The sequence below is a fragment of the Pseudomonas sp. fls2-241-R2A-110 genome (assembly GCF_030209165.1).
GTDB lineage: Bacteria > Pseudomonadota > Gammaproteobacteria > Pseudomonadales > Pseudomonadaceae > Aquipseudomonas.
The window spans coordinates 59,846-77,203 of record NZ_JARVSN010000013.1; the positions used below are offsets into that span (position 1 = coordinate 59,846).

Below are 17,358 nucleotides of genomic sequence, written 5' to 3' on the forward strand. Positions count from 1 at the left end.
TTACGGGTGCCCACGATCTCCTGCAGGTGCTGCCGAAGGCTGCGATCTTTTGATTTTCTGCTTCAAAACCGAGCGTCGCGCCTTGAACCGGTGCACAAAAACACCCTCCTCCCCTGTCGTGAACCCATAAATCGGGCCTTTGCGAGACTTGGCACAACCGCTGCATTACCTTTCTCAACTTACATAAAGCCCAGCCTTCAACGACGAAGGATGCGCTTCCCGAGAGAACGGGACCAGGACAAAGGCGTCCTCGCTAGTTAGCTAGCGGGACGCCTTTTTTTGTTTGCGCAAAATTTGTCGAGCACGACCTGAACGCCCTGATAAGGCGGGTCCGAGCTCCCGGAGAACCTGAATGAAAAAACTAAAACTGGTGATGATCGGCAACGGCATGGCCGGGGTTCGCACCCTGGAAGAATTGCTCAAGCTGAGCAATGAGCTGTACGACATCACCGTCTTCGGCGCCGAACCCCATACCAATTACAACCGTATCCTGCTCTCGCCCGTCCTGGCCGGCGAACAAACCTTCGAAGAGATCGTGCTCAACGATCTGGACTGGTACCTGGAAAACAACATCAAGCTGCTGCTCAACCGCAAGGTGGTGGAGATCGACCGGGTCAAGCGCCGGGTCATCGCCGAAGACGGCACCGAGGCCGAATACGATCGCTTGCTGATCGCGACCGGATCGACGCCGTTCATCCTGCCGATTCCCGGCAACACCTTGCAGGGCGTGATCGGCTACCGTGACATCGCCGACACCCAAGCGATGATCGACACCGCCAAGACTCACAAACATGCCGTGGTCATCGGCGGCGGCCTGCTCGGCCTTGAAGCCGCCAACGGCCTGATGCTGCGCGGCATGCACGTCACCGTGGTGCACATCGGCGAATGGCTGCTGGAGCGGCAACTGGACAAAACCAGCGGCCAGCTCCTGCAAACCGCGCTTGAAGGCCGCGGCCTGCACTTTCGCCTGAGCGAACAGACCCAGGCGTTGCACGATGCCGGCAATGGCCGGGTCGGCTCGGTGCAGTTCAAGAACGGCGACATCATCCCCGCCGACCTGGTGGTCATGGCCGCCGGCATTCGCCCGAGCACTGAACTGGCGGAAAAATCCGGCATCCCTTGCAGCCGCGGGATTCTGGTCAACGACACCATGCAAACCTACGACCCTCGGGTCTACGCCATCGGCGAATGCGCCAGTCATCGGGGCATCGCGTACGGGCTGGTCGCGCCGTTGTTCGAGCAAGCCAAAGTCTGCGCCAATCACCTCGCCCAACTGGGCTTCGCCACCTACAAGGGCTCGGTGACCTCGACGAAATTGAAAGTCACCGGCATCGACCTGTTTTCCGCCGGCGACTTCATGGGTGGTGAAGGCACCGAGACCATCACGCTCTCCGACCCGATCGGCGGGGTCTACAAAAAACTGGTGATCAAGGATGACGTGCTGGTCGGGGCCTGTCTGTACGGCGATACGGCAGATGGCGGTTGGTATTTCCGGCAGATCCGTGAGAACCATGCCATCGGCGAGATCCGCGATCATCTGATGTTCGGTGAAAACGCCTTGGGCGATGTAGGACATCAAGGCCAGGACAAAGCCATGAGCATGGCCGACACCGCCGAAGTCTGCGGCTGCAACGGCGTGTGCAAAGGCACCATCGTCAAGGCGATTCAGGAACACGGTCTGTTCAGTGTCGACGACGTGAAGAAACACACCAAGGCCGCCAGCTCCTGCGGCTCTTGTGCCGGCCTCGTCGAACAGATCCTGATCAACACCGTGGGCGGTGCCGCCGACGTCAAACCGAAAAGCGAAAAAGCCATCTGCGGGTGCAGCGACCTCAATCATGGGCAAATCCGCCAGGCTATCCGCGAACAGCATCTGCTGACCATCGCCGGCACCCTGAGCTACCTGAACTGGCGCACCCCGAACGGCTGCGCCACCTGCCGCCCCGCGCTCAACTACTACTTGATCTCGACCTGGCCGGGCGAAGCCAAGGACGATCCACAATCTCGCCTGATCAACGAACGGGCCCACGCCAACATTCAGAAAGACGGCACCTACTCTGTGGTCCCACGAATGTGGGGCGGCGTGACCAATCCTTCAGAACTGCGACGCATCGCCGATGTGGCCGACAAGTACAACGTGCCAATGGTCAAGGTCACTGGCGGGCAGCGCATCGACTTGCTGGGCATCAAGAAACAGGACCTGCCGGGCGTCTGGAAAGACCTGGACATGCCCTCCGGCCACGCCTACGGCAAATCCATCCGCACGGTGAAAACCTGCGTCGGCAGCGAGTTCTGCCGCTTCGGCACGCAGAACTCCACGCAACTGGGGATCGAGCTCGAACATGACCTGTTCAACATGTGGTCGCCGCACAAAGTGAAACTCGCCGTCTCCGGCTGCCCTCGCAACTGTTCGGAAGCGGGCATCAAGGATGTGGGAATTATCGGTGTGGATTCGGGCTGGGAGATGTACATCGGCGGCAACGGCGGGATCAAAACCGAAGTCGCGGAGTTTTTCGTCAAGCTCAAAACCGCCGAAGAAGTGCGCGAATACAACGGCGCGTTCCTGCAGCTGTACCGCGAAGAAGCCTTCTACCTCGAACGCACCGTGCACTACCTGCAACGGGTCGGCATGGAGCACATCAAGAAAGCCGTTCTGGAGGACCCGCAGCGCCGCAAAGCGTTGAATGAGCGTCTGCAATTTTCCCTGTCGTTCGAACAGGACCCGTGGAAAGAACGCCTGGAGCAACCCCTGCTGAAGAAAGAGTTTGAGGTCATCCCCGTGAAGAACCTGGAGGTGCAGGCATGAACTGGCTGGATATCTGCGCGCTGGAAGACATCAATGCCCTCGGCTCCCGGATCATCGCCGGCCCGAAAGGTGACATCGCGATTTTTCGTACAAGCGACGACGAAGTGTTCGCCCTCGACGACCGCTGTCCGCACAAGGGTGGGCCGCTGTCCCAAGGCCTGATCTATGGCAAACGCGTTGCCTGTCCGCTGCACAATTGGCAGATCGACCTGGAAACCGGCGAGGCCCAGGCCCCGGATATCGGCTGCGCTCATCATCATTCGGCAAGGGTCGAGAACGGCCGTGTGTTGCTGGCCCTGCGGGAAGCACGCTGATGAACAGCCAGATCACCGCCTCCACTTGCTGCTACTGCGGGGTTGGCTGCGGCGTGCTGATCGAGCATGACGGCGAGCGTATCCTCGGCGTCAGCGGCGATCCGGCCCACCCGGCCAACTTCGGCAAATTGTGCAGCAAAGGTTCGACCTTGCACCTGACCGGCGACCTGACCGCGCGCGCCTTGTACCCCGAGTTGCGCCTTGGCAAAGGCCTGGCCCGCAGCCGCACCGACTGGGACACCGCCCTCGATCACGCCGCTAGTGTATTCGCGCGAACCATCGCCGAACACGGCCCGGACAGCGTGGCGTTCTACATTTCCGGGCAGTTGCTGACAGAGGATTACTACGCCTTCAACAAACTGGCGCGAGCGCTGGTGGGCACCAACAACATCGACAGCAATTCACGCCTGTGCATGTCGTCGGCAGTGGTTGGCTACAAGCGCAGTCTTGGCGCCGATGCACCGCCCTGCAGCTACGAAGACCTGGAATTGAGCGACTGCGTGATGATCGTCGGCAGCAACATGGCCTACGCCCACCCGGTGCTGTTTCGTCGCCTGGAAGAAGCCAGATCCCGTCGCCCACAGATGAAAGTCATCGTCATCGACCCTCGTCGCACCGACACCTGCGATTTGGCTGACCTGCACCTGGCGATTCTTCCCGGGACCGATGTCGCTTTGTTCCATGGGATTTTGCACCTGCTGCTGTGGGAAGACTGGGTTGACCGCGACTTCATCAAGGCGCACACCGAAGGCCTGGGCGAGCTGAAAAGCCTGGTGCGTGATTACACGCCGCAGATGGTGTCGCAACTGTGCGGGATCAGCGTCGAGCAACTGCAGCAATGCGCTGAGTGGGTGGGCACCTCGAAGAGCTTTCTATCGTTGTGGTGCATGGGGCTGAACCAATCCACCGCCGGCAGCGCGAAGAACAGTGCGCTGATCAACCTGCACCTGGCCACCGGGCAAATCGGCCGCCCCGGTGCAGGACCGTTCTCCCTGACCGGTCAGCCCAATGCCATGGGTGGCCGGGAAACCGGCAGCCTGTCGAACCTGCTGCCGGGGCATCGCGAAGCGGCCAATGCCGAACATCGCGCGCAAGTGGCGTCCTACTGGGGGGTTGATCAGCTGCCGGCAAACACCGGGCTGACCGCGATCGAGTTGTTTGAGCAGGTTCGTAGCGGAACAATCAAAGCCCTGTGGATCGCTTGCACCAACCCTGCGCAATCGCTGCCGGACCAGACCGCCGTGCGCGCCGCACTGGAGGCCTGCCCGTTCGTAGTATTGCAGGAGGCTTTTCGCACCACCGAAACCGCCGCCTTCGCCGACCTGCTGTTGCCTGCCGCCAGCTGGGGTGAAAAGGACGGTACGGTGACCAACTCTGAACGGCGCATTTCCCACGTTCGCCGGGCCATCGTCGCACCGGGTGAAGCCCGTCCAGACTGGTCGATTACAGTCGATTTCGCACAACGCCTGGAGAAATACCTGCGCCCTGGGCAGAACAGCCTGTTCGCCTTTGAATCCCCTGCGCAGGTGTTCGATGAATACAAACAACTGACGCGAGGACGCGACCTCGATCTGTCCGGTATCAGCCATGCGCTGATCGATCGTCTCGGTCCGCAACAATGGCCTTTCCCCACGGGCGCCAGCGAAGGCACCGCTCGTCTGTACCTCGACGGCGTTTTCCCGACCGCCAGCGGGCGCGCGCAATTTGTGGCCGACCCGTATCGCGCTGCCAAGGAACAACGCGACGCACGTTTTCCGCTGACCCTTATCACCGGCCGTCTGCGTGACCAGTGGCATGGCATGAGCCGCACCGGCACTGCCGCGCAGCTCTTCGGTCATGTCAGCGAGGCCGTGCTGAGCCTGCACCCGGATGAACTGCGCCGGCATCGCCTGCAACCGGGTGATCTGATCAACGTCAAAAGCCGTCGCGGCTCGGTGATTGTGCCGGTCAGCAGCGATGACAGCGTGCGGCCTGGCCAGGCGTTTCTGCCGATGCATTTTGGTGACCGCTTTCTCAAGGGTGGCGTTAACACCCTCACCCTTCCCGCCTTCGATCCGCTGTCGAAACAACCGGAACTCAAACACAGCGGCGTGCGACTTGAGCCGGTGCAGTTGCCGTGGCAGCTATTCGCCCTGATCGAGGGCAATGTTCAACAGCATATTGAGACGCTACGACCGCTCTGTGAGGCGTTTTCCTACGCCAGCCTCAGCCTTATCGGCCGTGAGCGCCCGGCGTTGCTGATACGCGCTGCCAGCGCCGCAGCGCCCGATCCACAACTGCTGCGTGAAATCGATCAGTGCCTGGCGCTCAACGATGGTCCTGTTCTGGCCTATGACGATCCGCGGCGCGCCATTGGCAAACGGGTGCGAATCGAGAACGGTCGAATTACCGCCCTGCGCCTGGCCGGCGAAACACTCGCCCAACACTGGCTGCAAAACCTCTGGCTTGAAGGCCGCGCCGACGAACAACTGCGACGCTGGCTGCTGGCACCGCTAAGCGCGCCACCGGGCAACGCCGGCAATGCGTCAATCGATACAAAAACCCTGTGCAACTGCAAAAACGTCAGCCAAAGCGCCGTCTGCGCCGGTATCAGTCGCGGCCTGGACTTGCAGGGCCTGAAACAGACATTGGGCTGCGGCACGCAATGCGGCTCCTGCGTACCCGAAATCAAGCGCCTGCTGGCTGCCACTGCGCAGCCGATCGCCGTCATCTCGTGAGGAAAACACTATGAGCGCAAAAGTCTGGCTGGTGGGCGCGGGTCCCGGCGACCCTGAATTACTGACCCTCAAGGCTGTTCGAGCGTTGAGAGAAGCGGATGTTGTGCTGATCGACGATTTGGTCAATGACGCGGTGCTGGAGCATTGCCCCAGCGCGCGGATTATTCCTGTGGGTAAACGCGGCGGGTGTCGATCCACCCCTCAAGCGTTCATTCATCGCCTGATGCTGCGTTATGCCCGGCAGGGCAAGTGCGTGGTGCGGCTCAAAGGTGGCGATCCGTGCATCTTCGGTCGCGGCGGCGAGGAGGCGCAGTGGTTGCGCGAGCAGGGTGTCGACGTTGAGCTGGTCAACGGCATCACCGCCGGACTGGCCGGTGCCACGCAATGCGATATTTCGTTGACCCTGCGCGGCGTGGCGCGGGGTGTGACGCTTGTCACCGCCCACACCCAAGATGGCAGCCGCCTGAACTGGCAAGCCCTGGCCCAAGGCGGCACAACGCTGGTGATCTACATGGGGGTGGCGAAGTTGAGCGAGATCCGCGAGCAATTGCTGGCGGGAGGCATGGCGACGGATACGCCGGTGGCAATGATTGAAAACGCGTCCCTGCCACACCAACGGGAATGTCGCAGCGATCTGACCGCCATGGAACAGGCGGCCAGCGATTTTCAGCTCAAGAGCCCCGCCATTCTGGTGATCGGAGCAGTAGCAGCTCGCGCGACTTCGACTCTGTGGGAGCACAGCTTGCCAGCGATAACCGCCGATCAATCCGCCTGATTCAACCGCCCTTCACCAAATCGCAGACAAAGAAAAGCCCGGCCTAAGCCGGGCTTTTCTCAGAGCTGCGAGCTAATTACTTAGCTTGAGCTTCAACCTTCGCTTCTACGCGACGGTTTACAGCGCGACCAGCTTCAGTGGCGTTGTCAGCAACTGGGCGGGATTCGCCGTAGCCAACAGACTGAACGCGGGACGGCGAAACACCGTACTGGTTGGTCAGAACTTGTTTAACGGCGTTTGCACGACGCTCGGACAGTTTCTGGTTGTAAGCGTCAGGACCGACGGAGTCAGTGTGACCTTCAACAACAGTAGTGGTGGATGGGTACTGCTTCATGAAGTCAGCCAGGTTTTTGATGTCGCCGTAGCTGTTAGGCTTGACTACCGACTTGTTGAAGTCGAACTTCACGTCCAGCTCAACACGAACAACTTCAGCAACTGCCGGGCAGCCATCAGCGTCAACAGTTACGTTGGCTGGGGTGTTAGGGCACTTGTCAACGTTGTCGCACACGCCGTCGTTGTCGCTGTCGGTGCAGACTTCAGCTGGAGCTGCAACTGGAGCAGCAGCAGGCTTGCCGCCGCCACCGAAGTTCACGCCCAGACCTACAGTAGGGATGTAGTCCCACTTGCCGTTGTCCAGCTTGTAGTCAGCTTCTACGCCAGCACGAGCGTAAACGTTCTCGAGGAAGTAGTACTTAACGCCAGCGCCAGCAGTCAGGAAAGTCGACTGGTCACGACCGGTGTGGCCATCAGCGGCTACGTTGGTCATGCTGCCGTGCTTAACACCACCTTGAACGTAAGGACGCAGAGCGTCGCCAGCGTTGTTGAAGTGGTACTGAGCGTTCAGACCGAACTGATCGCCACGGATTTTCTGATTGCCAGTACCGTTGTTCGAACGGGTGTAATCATCTTTGTTGTAGGTAGCGTTCAACGACACGTCGTCGGTCAAAAAGTAACCGATGGAAGCGCCAGGAGTGTAGCCATCTTCAACGTTCTTAACGCTGTCGTTGTACTTTTTCCCGTAGTTGAGCTCGCCTTCAACTGCGCCTTGGCCTTGTGCCAGAGCGCCGAACGAAGTAGCGGCAATAAGAGTACCAATGGCCAAGCCCAAGGTGTTTTTCAGTTTCATCCGTTAAATCCCCATCTGGTGATTGTGAAGCAGTCCCGCAAACCGGGGGACAACTCGGCGGCAAGTCTATCAGAACTTGCCTACACGTAAGAGATATTTGCGCTGAACTAAGTTTCAGCAATGCCTGCAAATTTCTCACGCAATTTATCTAGAGCACGTTTGTAACGCATTTTTGTCGCACTCAAACCCATATGCATGATATCCGCGATCTCTTGAAATTCCAGCTCTGCGACAAAACGTAGCACCAGAATTTCACGGTCAATCGGGTTCACATACACCAGCCAGCGATCAAGTCCGCCCTTGTCCTCAGGTTTCGGCGCCTTCTCTTCAGACGCTTCCTCGAGGGGGTCCAGACTCAAAGCGTCCATCAAGCGACGCTTCCGCCTTTCCTTCCGATACTGTGTGATGCATTCGTTGTACGTGATGCTGTAGAGCCAGGTTTTGAACTTCGATTTCCCCTCAAAGTTCTTCAGGCCATACAGCACCTTCAACATCACTTCCTGACAGACATCGTCTGCGTCGCGATCGTTCCCTAGATATCGTGCGCAGACGTTAAATAATGTTCGCTGGTAACGCCGCATCAGTTCTTCATAGGCGCGGGTTACGTGAAACAGCTCGGTATGCGAGCGCGCGACCAACTCCTCATCAGAGAGCTCGCGGGGGTCGTAGCGCGTAGAGAGCGATTGAGCTTTATTCAAAACAAGTCGGGCCGACAGTCAGGTCAATGTCCGCCGCAGCCCTTACCGGGCACTTTGCGGCGGCATACATTAGCAGGGTTTGCCGGGTTAGCGGCTACTCACGTGCTGTTCCAGCAGTATCCGATTGGAGAGAGAGACCAGCTCGCCCTCATCGGTCAGCAACGTGGTTTTAACCGTGCCGATCTCCTCAATCTGACCTTCGACCTCGCCAACACGCACTTGTTGCCCAACCTGATACAACTCACGCACATAGATTCCCGCAAGAATCTGACCGGCAATTTCACGGCTTCCCAACCCCATGGCCAGCGCAACGGCCAGACCAACGGTAATCAATACGATCACAATCACATGGTTGAGCAGGTCAGTCTTGACCTCCAACTGGCTGATTGCAACTGAAATGCTGATGATGATCACAAGACCCTGGGCAATTCGTCCCAGGCCCGAAGCGTAATCCAGCCCTACGCCTTCCGCTGCGCCGCGAACCAGCCCATTGGCCAGTTGCGCCAGCAAGACCCCTACCAGCAGCACCAGCGCGGCGCCGAATACTTTCGGCAAATACAGCGCAAGCATATCCAGCGTAGCTGAAACTCGCTCAAGTCCAAGGGATTCTGCAGCAGAAACCAGGAAAATAAGCAAAACGAACCAATAAACGATCTTGCCAATCAGGGTCGAGATCGGCACTTGCAGGCCGGCCCGGGACAGCAGCTTGGTCAGACCGGTACCGCCCATCAGGCGATCAAGGCCCAGCTTGGCAAGCAGCTTGGACAGCAACGTGTCCAGCAGCTTCGCCACGACGAAACCCAGCAGCAGCACTACCAGCGCGCCGAACAGGTTCGGAATGAAGTTGGCAACCTTGGTCCATAACGCAGTCATTGCAGTGACGAGGCTCTGAGTCCAGAGATCAAGTTCCATATTCAATCAGCCTTATCAGCAGTGCGAGCGGTAGGTTTACGGTGACGGGAAACCGGCGAGATGTGCGCCGAGCCGTTGTTGACGGCAATCATCAGCGCGGGCAACCAGCGGCCCAGCAGGCTGAACAGATCACCAGCGCCGACCTGCCGGTTGGCGGTTTTCAGGACACGCCCCAGACACGCATCGTCGTCACGGGTGGACGGCGAAGCGTTCAGCATGTCACGCAAAGACTGTTCAAACGGATCGTGCATACGCACCTCTCGTGATGTCTGTGAAAGACGCGGCCAATTTTGCCCGGGTCACATGACTCATCCTCAGACCCAGCGCAAACGTCGGAATAACCACCACTGTCCGAGTGCCACCGTGACCATCATCAGGCAGGCAATCAGGAACCCATAAGGGTTGGACGAGAACGGAATTCCACCGACGTTTATGCCCAGCAGACCGGTCAGAAAACTCATCGGCAAAAAGATCCCGGTGATAATCCCGAAGCGATACATCGTGCGGTTCATGCGCACGCTCAAACGCCGGTCTTCAGTCTCGAGGACCAGCCCCACCCGCTCCCGGGTCAATTCCAGCTCCTCAAGATAGCGGGTCAGGCTGTTGTTCAATTCGTTCCAGTAATCGCCATCATCATCGACGAACCAGGGCAATTTGATCCGTGTCAGTTGCCCGAAAATATCGCGCTGCGGCGCAAGGAAACGTTTCAGTCCGGCAGCCCTGCGGCGGATCTGCAAAACGGCTCCGTGCTCGGGCGTATACCGTTCGTCGGCATCCAGTTTTTCTTCTTCCTCATCGACCACTTCCGAGAGGCAACTGACCAGATCCTGCACCTTGTTGGTCAGGTACTGAGCCATATAAAGGATGAGTTCAGAGGCGGTTTTCGGCCCTTTGCCGTCAGCGAGCTGAACCAGCAGTTCATCGGTCGCGCGCAATGGACGCAGGCGCAGGGAAATCACCCGCTGGGCGGATGCGAAAATACGCACAGACACCATGTCTTCCGGTTCCGCGCCAGGGTTCAGGTTCACCCCTCGCAGAAACAGCAACAGCTCGGAGTCAGGCAGAGGCAAAAGTCGAGGCCGGGTGTTTTCTTCAAGCAGCAGGTCACAGCTGAATTCACTCAAACCGCTGGATTTGCGTAGCCACGTCTGGGTTTGCGGGTGACTTCGATCCCAGTGCAACCACAGGCTTTCATGTGCCTGCAGTTGCAAATCGTCGAGTTCAGTCCGGGCTATCGCACGCGCACCGCCTTTACCGTCCAGCACCAGGGCATGCACCAGCCCCCACTGCGCGTTTTCTTCCTCGAACATCCTCACCCCTGGGTTGGAAAGCTTTATTCAGGCATTTTCAGCGGACTGGGCGAGATGATCACGCCATTGTTGTCCGCATAAATGTAGTGGCCGGGATGAAATGTCACGCCAGCGAAGGTGACGGCCACGTTGAGATCGCCGATGCCGCGCTTGTCGGTTTTCATCGGATGGCTGGCCAGGGCCTGGACCCCCAGGTCGGTTTGCGCGATGACGTCGACGTCGCGGATGCAGCCGTAGATCACCAGCCCTTCCCAACCGTTCTGCGCAGCTTTCTCGGCGATCATGTCACCCAGCAGCGCACGGCGCAGCGAACCGCCACCATCCACCACCAGCACCTTGCCATTGCCCTTGAGCTCGGCTTGTGCCTTGACCAGCGAGTTATCTTCGAAGCACTTGATGGTCACGATTTCGCCGCCGAACGAATCGCGGCCGCCAAAATTGCTGAACATCGGTTCCAGCACCTGCACCAGCTCTGGATAGGCATCGCACAAGTCAGGCGTGAGGTAATGGTTCATCGAGAAACTCCTGTAAAAAGGAAGACAATCGAGAGTGTCGCAAAGTGACCGGAACAGCTGAATGCGTCATATCTTAGCCGCAAGCCGATCAGAGCGAAATGCCCTTGTTAGAGCATCAGGCTCAGCTTGCTGTCGCCAGATGCGGCTTTTCACCCAGCAACGGTGTCTGTTGATCGGTCAGCCAGCGAGCCACCAATGGCCACACTTCGACCTGAGCGGCTTTGCTGACGAGCATCTCGACATGGCCGAAGTTATCGCCAAAGCCCTGCTCGCGCCCCAGGTTGATGAATTGCTTGTGCTCGGAACCGATCTGGTCGAACAGCTTGCGGCACGCCCACATTGGGTCCTGATGGTCGCTTGCGGCACTGACAGCCAGTACGGGCAACCGAACGTCGGCCAATCCCGCCCACCAATCCTTGTCGGCATCGCCAAAGCGCCCGAACAGGCCATACCAGCGCATGCTTTCCAGGGCCAGGCCAATGGGCTCGTCCTCCGGGCCGCGCTTGAGCCGTGAACCTGACAGTTGTGCAAAACGCTTGAGAATAAAGCGCCCGCTCCACTCCACCGGTGGAATTTTCAGTGGCCAGTAGGTGCGACTGACCTGCGTCCCGAAAAACGCCGCCGAGGCGACCACAGGCTCGCCGATATACTCGCCACCCAGCGCTGCCGCCAGGGTAATGCCACCCAACGAGTGACCGATCCAGTGCGGCACCTGGCCGCTTTGCTCGCGCACGAAGGCGCCAATGGCCGGCAAATCGTAACGGGCGTAGTCGCTGACACGGTTATTGCGGTAGTTCTGGTTACGCTGGGACAAGCCGTGGCCGCGCATTTCGGGAATCCACACATCGAATCCCAGACGCGTCAGATAGGCGCCCAGCCCTAGCCCCTTTGGCGAGAACCAGAACCGGCGATTGGAAAAGCTGCCGTGCAACAGGATGACCGGCACGCCACGCACCGTCGGCTCATCGGCCATGCCCAGACGCGTCACCGCCAGCTCGACGGTGCCATCAGGGCTGTTGCCCGGCTTCAAACGATAGACGTCTTCGCTCAGATCGCCGCGCCGCTCGGCGCTGATCAGGGCGACAGGAAATAGGTTGCTGCTGCTTTGCATAATGCTCTTGCACAAAAAAGGGCGGCGTCCAGAGGAGCCCGCCCTACTTAAAACTCTAAAAGGGCCGCTCCCATAGAGAGCAGCCCTTTCACTTACGCCATCAAGCCGACGCTTGACCTTCAGCCAGGAAGAACCAGGTTTCCAGCACGGAATCGGGGTTCAGCGAAACACTTTCGATGCCTTGTTCCATCAACCATTTAGCCAGGTCCGGGTGGTCCGAAGGACCCTGACCGCAAATGCCGATGTACTTGCCAGCCTTGTTGCAGGCCTGAATCGCGTTGGCCAGCAGCTTCTTGACCGCCGGGTTACGCTCGTCGAACAGGTGAGCAATGATCCCGGAGTCACGGTCCAGGCCCAGCGTCAGCTGAGTCAGGTCGTTGGAGCCGATGGAGAAGCCGTCGAAGAACTCGAGGAATTCTTCCGCCAGGATCGCGTTGGACGGCAGTTCGCACATCATGATGATGCGCAGGCCGTTCTCGCCGCGCTTCAGACCATTCTCTGCCAACAGGTCGATGACCTGGCTGGCTTCGCCCAGAGTACGGACGAATGGCACCATGATTTCAACGTTGGTCAGGCCCATCTCGTTGCGTACGCGCTTGAGGGCGCGGCATTCGAGTTCGAAGCAGTCACGGAACGATTCGCTGATGTAACGCGAGGCGCCACGGAAGCCCAGCATCGGGTTTTCTTCTTCCGGCTCGTAGAGCTTGCCGCCAATCAGGTTCGCGTATTCATTGGACTTGAAGTCCGACAGACGCACGATGACCTTTTTCGGGGTGAACGCAGCAGCCAGGGTGCTGATGCCTTCAACCAGCTTCTCGACATAGAAGCCGACCGGATCGTCGTAGCCGGCAATGCGCTTGTCGACGCTGTCCTTGATGTCCTGCGGCAAGCCGTCGTAGTTCAACAGCGCCTTAGGGTGAACACCGATCATGCGGTTGATGATGAACTCCAGGCGGGCCAGGCCCACACCAGCGTTCGGCAGCTGCGCGAAGTCGAAGGCGCGGTCCGGGTTGCCGACGTTCATCATGATCTTGAACGGCAGGTCCGGCATGGCATCAACGGAGTTTTTCTTGATGTCGAAGCCCAGTTCGCCTTCGAAGATGTAGCCGGTGTCGCCTTCTGCACAGGAGACGGTTACGCCCTGGCCTTCTTGCAACAGCTGGGTGGCGTTGCCGCAACCGACCACGGCCGGAATACCCAGTTCGCGAGCGATGATTGCCGCGTGGCAGGTACGACCGCCACGGTTGGTGACGATGGCACTGGCGCGCTTCATGACCGGTTCCCAGTCCGGGTCGGTCATGTCGGAAACCAGTACGTCGCCTGGCTGGACCTTGTCCATCTCGGACACGTCCTTGATGATGCGGACCTTGCCGGCGCCGATGCGCTGGCCGATGGCGCGACCTTCCACCAGCACGGTGCCGGTTTCTTTCAACAGGTAGCGTTCCATGACGTTGGCCTGGGTGCGGCTCTTCACGGTTTCAGGACGGGCCTGAACGATGTAGAGCTTGCCGTCGTCGCCGTCTTTGGCCCATTCGATGTCCATCGGGCACTTGTAGTGCTTCTCGATGATCATCGCTTGCTTGGCCAGTTCGCTGACTTCGGCGTCGGTCAGGCAGAAACGTGCGCGATCAGCTTTGTCCACGTCGATGGTCTTGACCGATTTACCGGCCGTGGCGACTTCGCCGTAGATCATCTTGATGGCTTTGCTGCCCAGGTTGCGACGCAGAATGGCCGGACGACCGGCTGCCAGCGTGCCTTTGTGGACGTAGAACTCATCCGGGTTCACCGCGCCTTGTACGACGGTCTCACCCAGGCCGTAGGCGCCGGTGATGAACACCACGTCACGGAAGCCCGATTCGGTATCGAGGGTGAACATCACGCCGGCAGTGCCGGTTTCGGAGCGGACCATGCGCTGCACGCCGGCCGACAGGGCTACCAGCTTGTGGTCGAAGCCCTGGTGGACGCGGTAGGAAATGGCGCGATCGTTAAACAGAGAGGCGAACACCTCTTTGGCGGCGCGAATGACGTTTTCAACGCCACGGATGTTCAGGAAGGTTTCCTGCTGACCGGCGAAGGAAGCGTCCGGCAGGTCTTCGGCGGTAGCGGAAGAGCGCACGGCCACGGCCATGTCAGGGTTGCCGGCCGACAGCGTGGCGAACGCGGTGCGGATCTCGGCGTTGAGCTTCTCCGGGAATTCGGCTTCCATGATCCATTGACGGATCTGGGCGCCGGTCCTGGCCAGGGCATTGACATCGTCGACGTCCAGGGCGTCGAGGGCGGCGTGGATCTGATCGTTCAGGCCGCTCAGTTCCAGAAAATCACGATAAGCCTGAGCTGTCGTGGCAAAGCCACCGGGCACCGATACACCGGCGCCTGCAAGGTTACTGATCATCTCGCCAAGGGATGCGTTCTTGCCCCCTACGTGCTCTACATCATGGACGCCGAGCTTATCGAGGGAAACTACGTACTCTACCAAGGTGATCTCTCCACTAACTGTGTTGGAAAAGCTCAGAAGCCGGCTGCTCGAGGGAGCGTTTGCCAGCTATATGGCCTGGACCTGGAAAATAAGTGAGAATGCGGGCCACTGGCGGCCGGCAAATCGCGCCTATCATATCCAAGATTCGTCACTAGCTTAAGGCCCAAGGTGCAAATGAAACGATCTGCTTTCTTTATTTCCGACGGTACCGGCATTACGGCCGAAACCCTCGGCCAAAGCCTCTTGGCGCAGTTCGAAAACATTACCTTCAGCAAATTCACGCGTCCGTACATCGACAACGTGGATAAAGCGCGGGCCATGGTACAACAAATCAACAAAGCCGCCGAAACCGACGGCTTCCGGCCGATCATCTTCGACACCATCGTCAATCAGGACATCCGTGAGATCCTTGCGACGTCCAATGGTTTCATGATCGACATTTTCTCGACCTTCCTGGCGCCTCTGGAACAGGAACTGACCGAGCATTCTTCCTACACCGTCGGCAAATCCCACTCCATTGGCACCAACTCCAATTACATGGAGCGTATCGAGGCGGTGAACTTCGCCCTCGACAACGATGACGGTGCCCGCACCCACTATTACGACAAGGCCGACTTGATACTAGTGGGCGTGTCGCGATGTGGTAAGACGCCGACGTGCCTGTACATGGCCATGCAATTTGGCATCCGCGCGGCCAACTACCCGCTGACCGAAGACGACATGGAACGCCTGCAACTGCCGGCCGCCCTGCGCGCCCACCAGCACAAACTGTTCGGCCTGACCATCGACCCGGACCGCCTCACCGCGATCCGCAACGAGCGCAAGCCCAACAGCCGCTATTCGAGCTATGCCCAGTGCGAATTCGAAGTGCGCGAGGTCGAAAACCTGTTCCGCCGCGAGAACATACCGAACATCAATTCCACGCATTTTTCGGTGGAAGAAATTTCCGCGAAAATCCTGGTGGAAAAAGGTGTCGAGCGGCGGTTCAAGTAGCTCTGCGGCACCCGTAAGGTCGCCTTCGCGAGCAAGGCCAGTTCCCACAGTCTGATCGAGTTCCCCCAGCTGGAATTTGATCGAATTGTGGGGCCGGCTTGCTCACGAAAAACGATTACGCAGTCTCGCTCAATGCCCGCGCCAACGCTTCAAATCCCGCCAGCAACAACCGGTCATCCCCCGAGGCATTACACACACTCACCCGAATACACTGCGGAACCGCCGCATGCCCTACCGCAAAAGCCTCGGCGGTGGCCACCAGGTAGTTGTTTTCCTTGAGCTCCGCCGCGATCTGCGACGCCCGCCACAACTCGGGCACTTCGATCCAGAAATGCGGGCTGTGGACATGGGTCTTGTAGGTCAGGCCTTCGAGCGTCGCGTTGACCAACGCCTTGCGCCGACGTATCTCGCTGATCTGCTCATTGAGCAACTGCATGGCGATACCGCTTTCGATCCAACAACTCGCCACTTCCATCGCCAACGGATTGGCCATCCAGCATGTTCCGCGAATCGCTGAACGCAGACGCCCAAGCGATGCAAGGGGCGCGTGCAGGAAACCCACGCGCAATCCGGCTGAAACGGCCTTGCTCAAACTGCCGATCAACACTGCACGCTCCGCAGCAAACGCACTCAGGGGCAGCGGCCGCTGGCGATCCAGCGACGCATGCGCTTCGTCTTCGAAGATCAGCAGATTGTGATGCCGACAGATCTCGGCGATTGCCTGACGTCGCGGGATCGACATCACCGCAGCGGTAGGGTTCTGGATCGTCGGCGTGCAGTACAACGCACAAACCCGGTGCTGACGACAAATGTCCTCCAGCGCCGAGGGCAACAATCCTTCATCGTCCATCGCGGCACCGATGAGTTTTATCCCGAGCTGGCGTGCGACGCTGATCAAACCCGGGTAGGACAGATGTTCGGTGACGACAGTGTCACCGGCCTTGAGCAAGCCCATCAGCGCGCACAACAGACCGTGCTGGCCACCGTTGACACACAGCACCTGCTCGGCATTTGGCTGAAAGGCTCCATGGCTCAGCCATTGCGCGCCGGCCTGCCGATGGCGGAGCAAGCCGCTTTCGGGGGTATAGCCGATCAACTGCTGCAATCTGCGGGAATCGCTAGCCAAGGCCTGCAGAGTCTGGCTCATGAACGCGCTTTCCTGGCCGGGAATCGGCTGATTGCGGCTCATGTCAAAACAGGTTGGCGGCTCATCGCTGACATTGCGAAAGCCCTTGTCCTGCGGCCGCTCCATCCCCCGCTGACGCACATAAGTGCCATCGCCTACACGGGCCACGACCAGGCCCACACGCTCCAGTTCGCCATACGCCCGGCTGATGGTGCCGATGGTCACACCCAGGCTGTCAGCCAACAATCGGTGGGGCGGCAGCTTCGACCCAGCGTCGATCACACCTTCAGCAATCGCCTGCTCCACCGCATCGGCGAGTCGCTTGTACTTCACCCCCACGCCGTTGGCGAGACCATCCCGCAGGATTGACACCATGGCAATACTTACTTTGACAGTCATTCGTTCCCCGAATAGCGTGCTGAAAACAGGCTCAATCAGGAATAGACCTTTTCTCAGATCAGGTCAATTTGCCAAAAAGG

General features: G+C 59.1%; 14 protein-coding genes. 5 read left to right on the plus strand and 9 right to left on the minus strand.

What is annotated here, in order from left to right; all coding sequences use genetic code 11:
* The first annotated feature begins 352 nt into the window (after window positions 1-352).
* From nirB to cobA, 4 genes are read left to right on the plus strand one after another with little or no spacing between them, the layout of a single operon-like run.
* Window positions 353-2,806, plus strand: coding sequence for a nitrite reductase large subunit NirB (gene nirB / locus QRN31_RS11735; RefSeq protein ID WP_285432153.1), 2,454 nt, complete (start codon window positions 353-355; stop codon window positions 2,804-2,806).
* Window positions 2,803-3,120: a nitrite reductase small subunit NirD gene (nirD, locus tag QRN31_RS11740; RefSeq protein ID WP_259150801.1), complete on the plus strand. Its 318-nt coding sequence runs from the start codon at window positions 2,803-2,805 to the stop codon at window positions 3,118-3,120. The genes nirB and nirD overlap by 4 nt, the downstream gene beginning before the upstream one ends.
* The gene (locus QRN31_RS11745) at window positions 3,120-5,837 is read left to right on the plus strand and encodes a nitrate reductase (RefSeq protein ID WP_285432156.1); all 2,718 of its coding nucleotides are present in this window, start codon (window positions 3,120-3,122) and stop codon (window positions 5,835-5,837) included. The genes nirD and QRN31_RS11745 overlap by 1 nt, the downstream gene beginning before the upstream one ends.
* A gap of 10 nt (window positions 5,838-5,847) precedes the next feature.
* Entirely contained in the window at window positions 5,848-6,612 is a 765-nt protein-coding gene (gene cobA / locus QRN31_RS11750) for a uroporphyrinogen-III C-methyltransferase (RefSeq protein WP_285432158.1), read from the plus strand.
* A gap of 76 nt (window positions 6,613-6,688) precedes the next feature.
* On the opposite strand, the gene QRN31_RS11755 is transcribed toward cobA, so the two are convergent.
* The 8 genes from QRN31_RS11755 to ppsA all read right to left on the minus strand — a co-directional run bounded on the left by QRN31_RS11755 (window position 6,689) and on the right by ppsA (window position 14,760).
* On the minus strand, window positions 6,689-7,738 hold the full coding sequence (locus QRN31_RS11755) for an OmpA family protein (protein ID WP_285432159.1): 1,050 nt from the start codon (window positions 7,736-7,738) through the stop codon (window positions 6,689-6,691).
* A 107-nt stretch (window positions 7,739-7,845) separates the two neighbouring features.
* The gene (gene sigX, locus QRN31_RS11760) at window positions 7,846-8,436 is read right to left on the minus strand and encodes an RNA polymerase sigma factor SigX (RefSeq protein ID WP_008146300.1); all 591 of its coding nucleotides are present in this window, start codon (window positions 8,434-8,436) and stop codon (window positions 7,846-7,848) included.
* A gap of 87 nt (window positions 8,437-8,523) precedes the next feature.
* Window positions 8,524-9,348, minus strand: a complete 825-nt coding sequence (locus QRN31_RS11765; protein WP_008048604.1) for a mechanosensitive ion channel family protein — start codon at window positions 9,346-9,348, stop codon at window positions 8,524-8,526.
* Between the two features lie 2 nt (window positions 9,349-9,350).
* Window positions 9,351-9,599: a CrfX protein gene (locus QRN31_RS11770; RefSeq protein ID WP_259150817.1), complete on the minus strand. Its 249-nt coding sequence runs from the start codon at window positions 9,597-9,599 to the stop codon at window positions 9,351-9,353.
* 63 nt (window positions 9,600-9,662) lie between these two features.
* The gene (cmaX, locus tag QRN31_RS11775) at window positions 9,663-10,658 is read right to left on the minus strand and encodes a divalent cation transporter CmaX (protein WP_259150818.1); all 996 of its coding nucleotides are present in this window, start codon (window positions 10,656-10,658) and stop codon (window positions 9,663-9,665) included.
* 23 nt (window positions 10,659-10,681) lie between these two features.
* On the minus strand, window positions 10,682-11,173 hold the full coding sequence (gene rraA / locus QRN31_RS11780) for a ribonuclease E activity regulator RraA (protein WP_222585404.1): 492 nt from the start codon (window positions 11,171-11,173) through the stop codon (window positions 10,682-10,684).
* A 121-nt stretch (window positions 11,174-11,294) separates the two neighbouring features.
* Window positions 11,295-12,284 carry an alpha/beta fold hydrolase gene (locus QRN31_RS11785; RefSeq protein WP_285432160.1) on the minus strand — a complete coding sequence of 330 codons (990 nt, stop codon included), beginning with the start codon at window positions 12,282-12,284 and terminating at the stop codon, window positions 11,295-11,297.
* A gap of 100 nt (window positions 12,285-12,384) precedes the next feature.
* Entirely contained in the window at window positions 12,385-14,760 is a 2,376-nt protein-coding gene (gene ppsA, locus QRN31_RS11790; protein ID WP_285432161.1) for a phosphoenolpyruvate synthase, read from the minus strand.
* 174 nt (window positions 14,761-14,934) lie between these two features.
* Here ppsA and ppsR point away from each other — a divergent pair, with 174 nt between their 5' ends.
* Entirely contained in the window at window positions 14,935-15,753 is an 819-nt protein-coding gene (gene ppsR, locus QRN31_RS11795) for a posphoenolpyruvate synthetase regulatory kinase/phosphorylase PpsR (RefSeq protein ID WP_090181892.1), read from the plus strand.
* A gap of 115 nt (window positions 15,754-15,868) precedes the next feature.
* Here the strand turns inward: ppsR and QRN31_RS11800 are convergent, their stop codons facing one another.
* Window positions 15,869-17,278, minus strand: coding sequence for an aminotransferase-like domain-containing protein (locus QRN31_RS11800; protein WP_285432165.1), 1,410 nt, complete (start codon window positions 17,276-17,278; stop codon window positions 15,869-15,871).
* Window positions 17,279-17,358: the final 80 nt, after the last annotated feature.

Bases quoted from the DNA above. Each gene is read 5' to 3' on its own strand.
- QRN31_RS11765 (WP_008048604.1), bottom strand. From the start codon at position 9,348: ATGGAACTTGATCTCTGGACTCAGAGCCTCGTCACTGCAATGACTGCG.
- nirB (WP_285432153.1), top strand. From the start codon at position 353: ATGAAAAAACTAAAACTGGTGATGATCGGCAACGGCATGGCCGGGGTT.
- cobA (WP_285432158.1), top strand. From the start codon at position 5,848: ATGAGCGCAAAAGTCTGGCTGGTGGGCGCGGGTCCCGGCGACCCTGAA.
- QRN31_RS11745 (WP_285432156.1), top strand. From the start codon at position 3,120: ATGAACAGCCAGATCACCGCCTCCACTTGCTGCTACTGCGGGGTTGGC.
- QRN31_RS11800 (WP_285432165.1), bottom strand. From the start codon at position 17,278: ATGACTGTCAAAGTAAGTATTGCCATGGTGTCAATCCTGCGGGATGGT.
- nirD (WP_259150801.1), top strand. From the start codon at position 2,803: ATGAACTGGCTGGATATCTGCGCGCTGGAAGACATCAATGCCCTCGGC.
- rraA (WP_222585404.1), bottom strand. From the start codon at position 11,173: ATGAACCATTACCTCACGCCTGACTTGTGCGATGCCTATCCAGAGCTG.
- QRN31_RS11755 (WP_285432159.1), bottom strand. From the start codon at position 7,738: ATGAAACTGAAAAACACCTTGGGCTTGGCCATTGGTACTCTTATTGCC.
- QRN31_RS11785 (WP_285432160.1), bottom strand. From the start codon at position 12,284: ATGCAAAGCAGCAGCAACCTATTTCCTGTCGCCCTGATCAGCGCCGAG.
- ppsR (WP_090181892.1), top strand. From the start codon at position 14,935: ATGAAACGATCTGCTTTCTTTATTTCCGACGGTACCGGCATTACGGCC.
- cmaX (WP_259150818.1), bottom strand. From the start codon at position 10,658: ATGTTCGAGGAAGAAAACGCGCAGTGGGGGCTGGTGCATGCCCTGGTG.
- QRN31_RS11770 (WP_259150817.1), bottom strand. From the start codon at position 9,599: ATGCACGATCCGTTTGAACAGTCTTTGCGTGACATGCTGAACGCTTCG.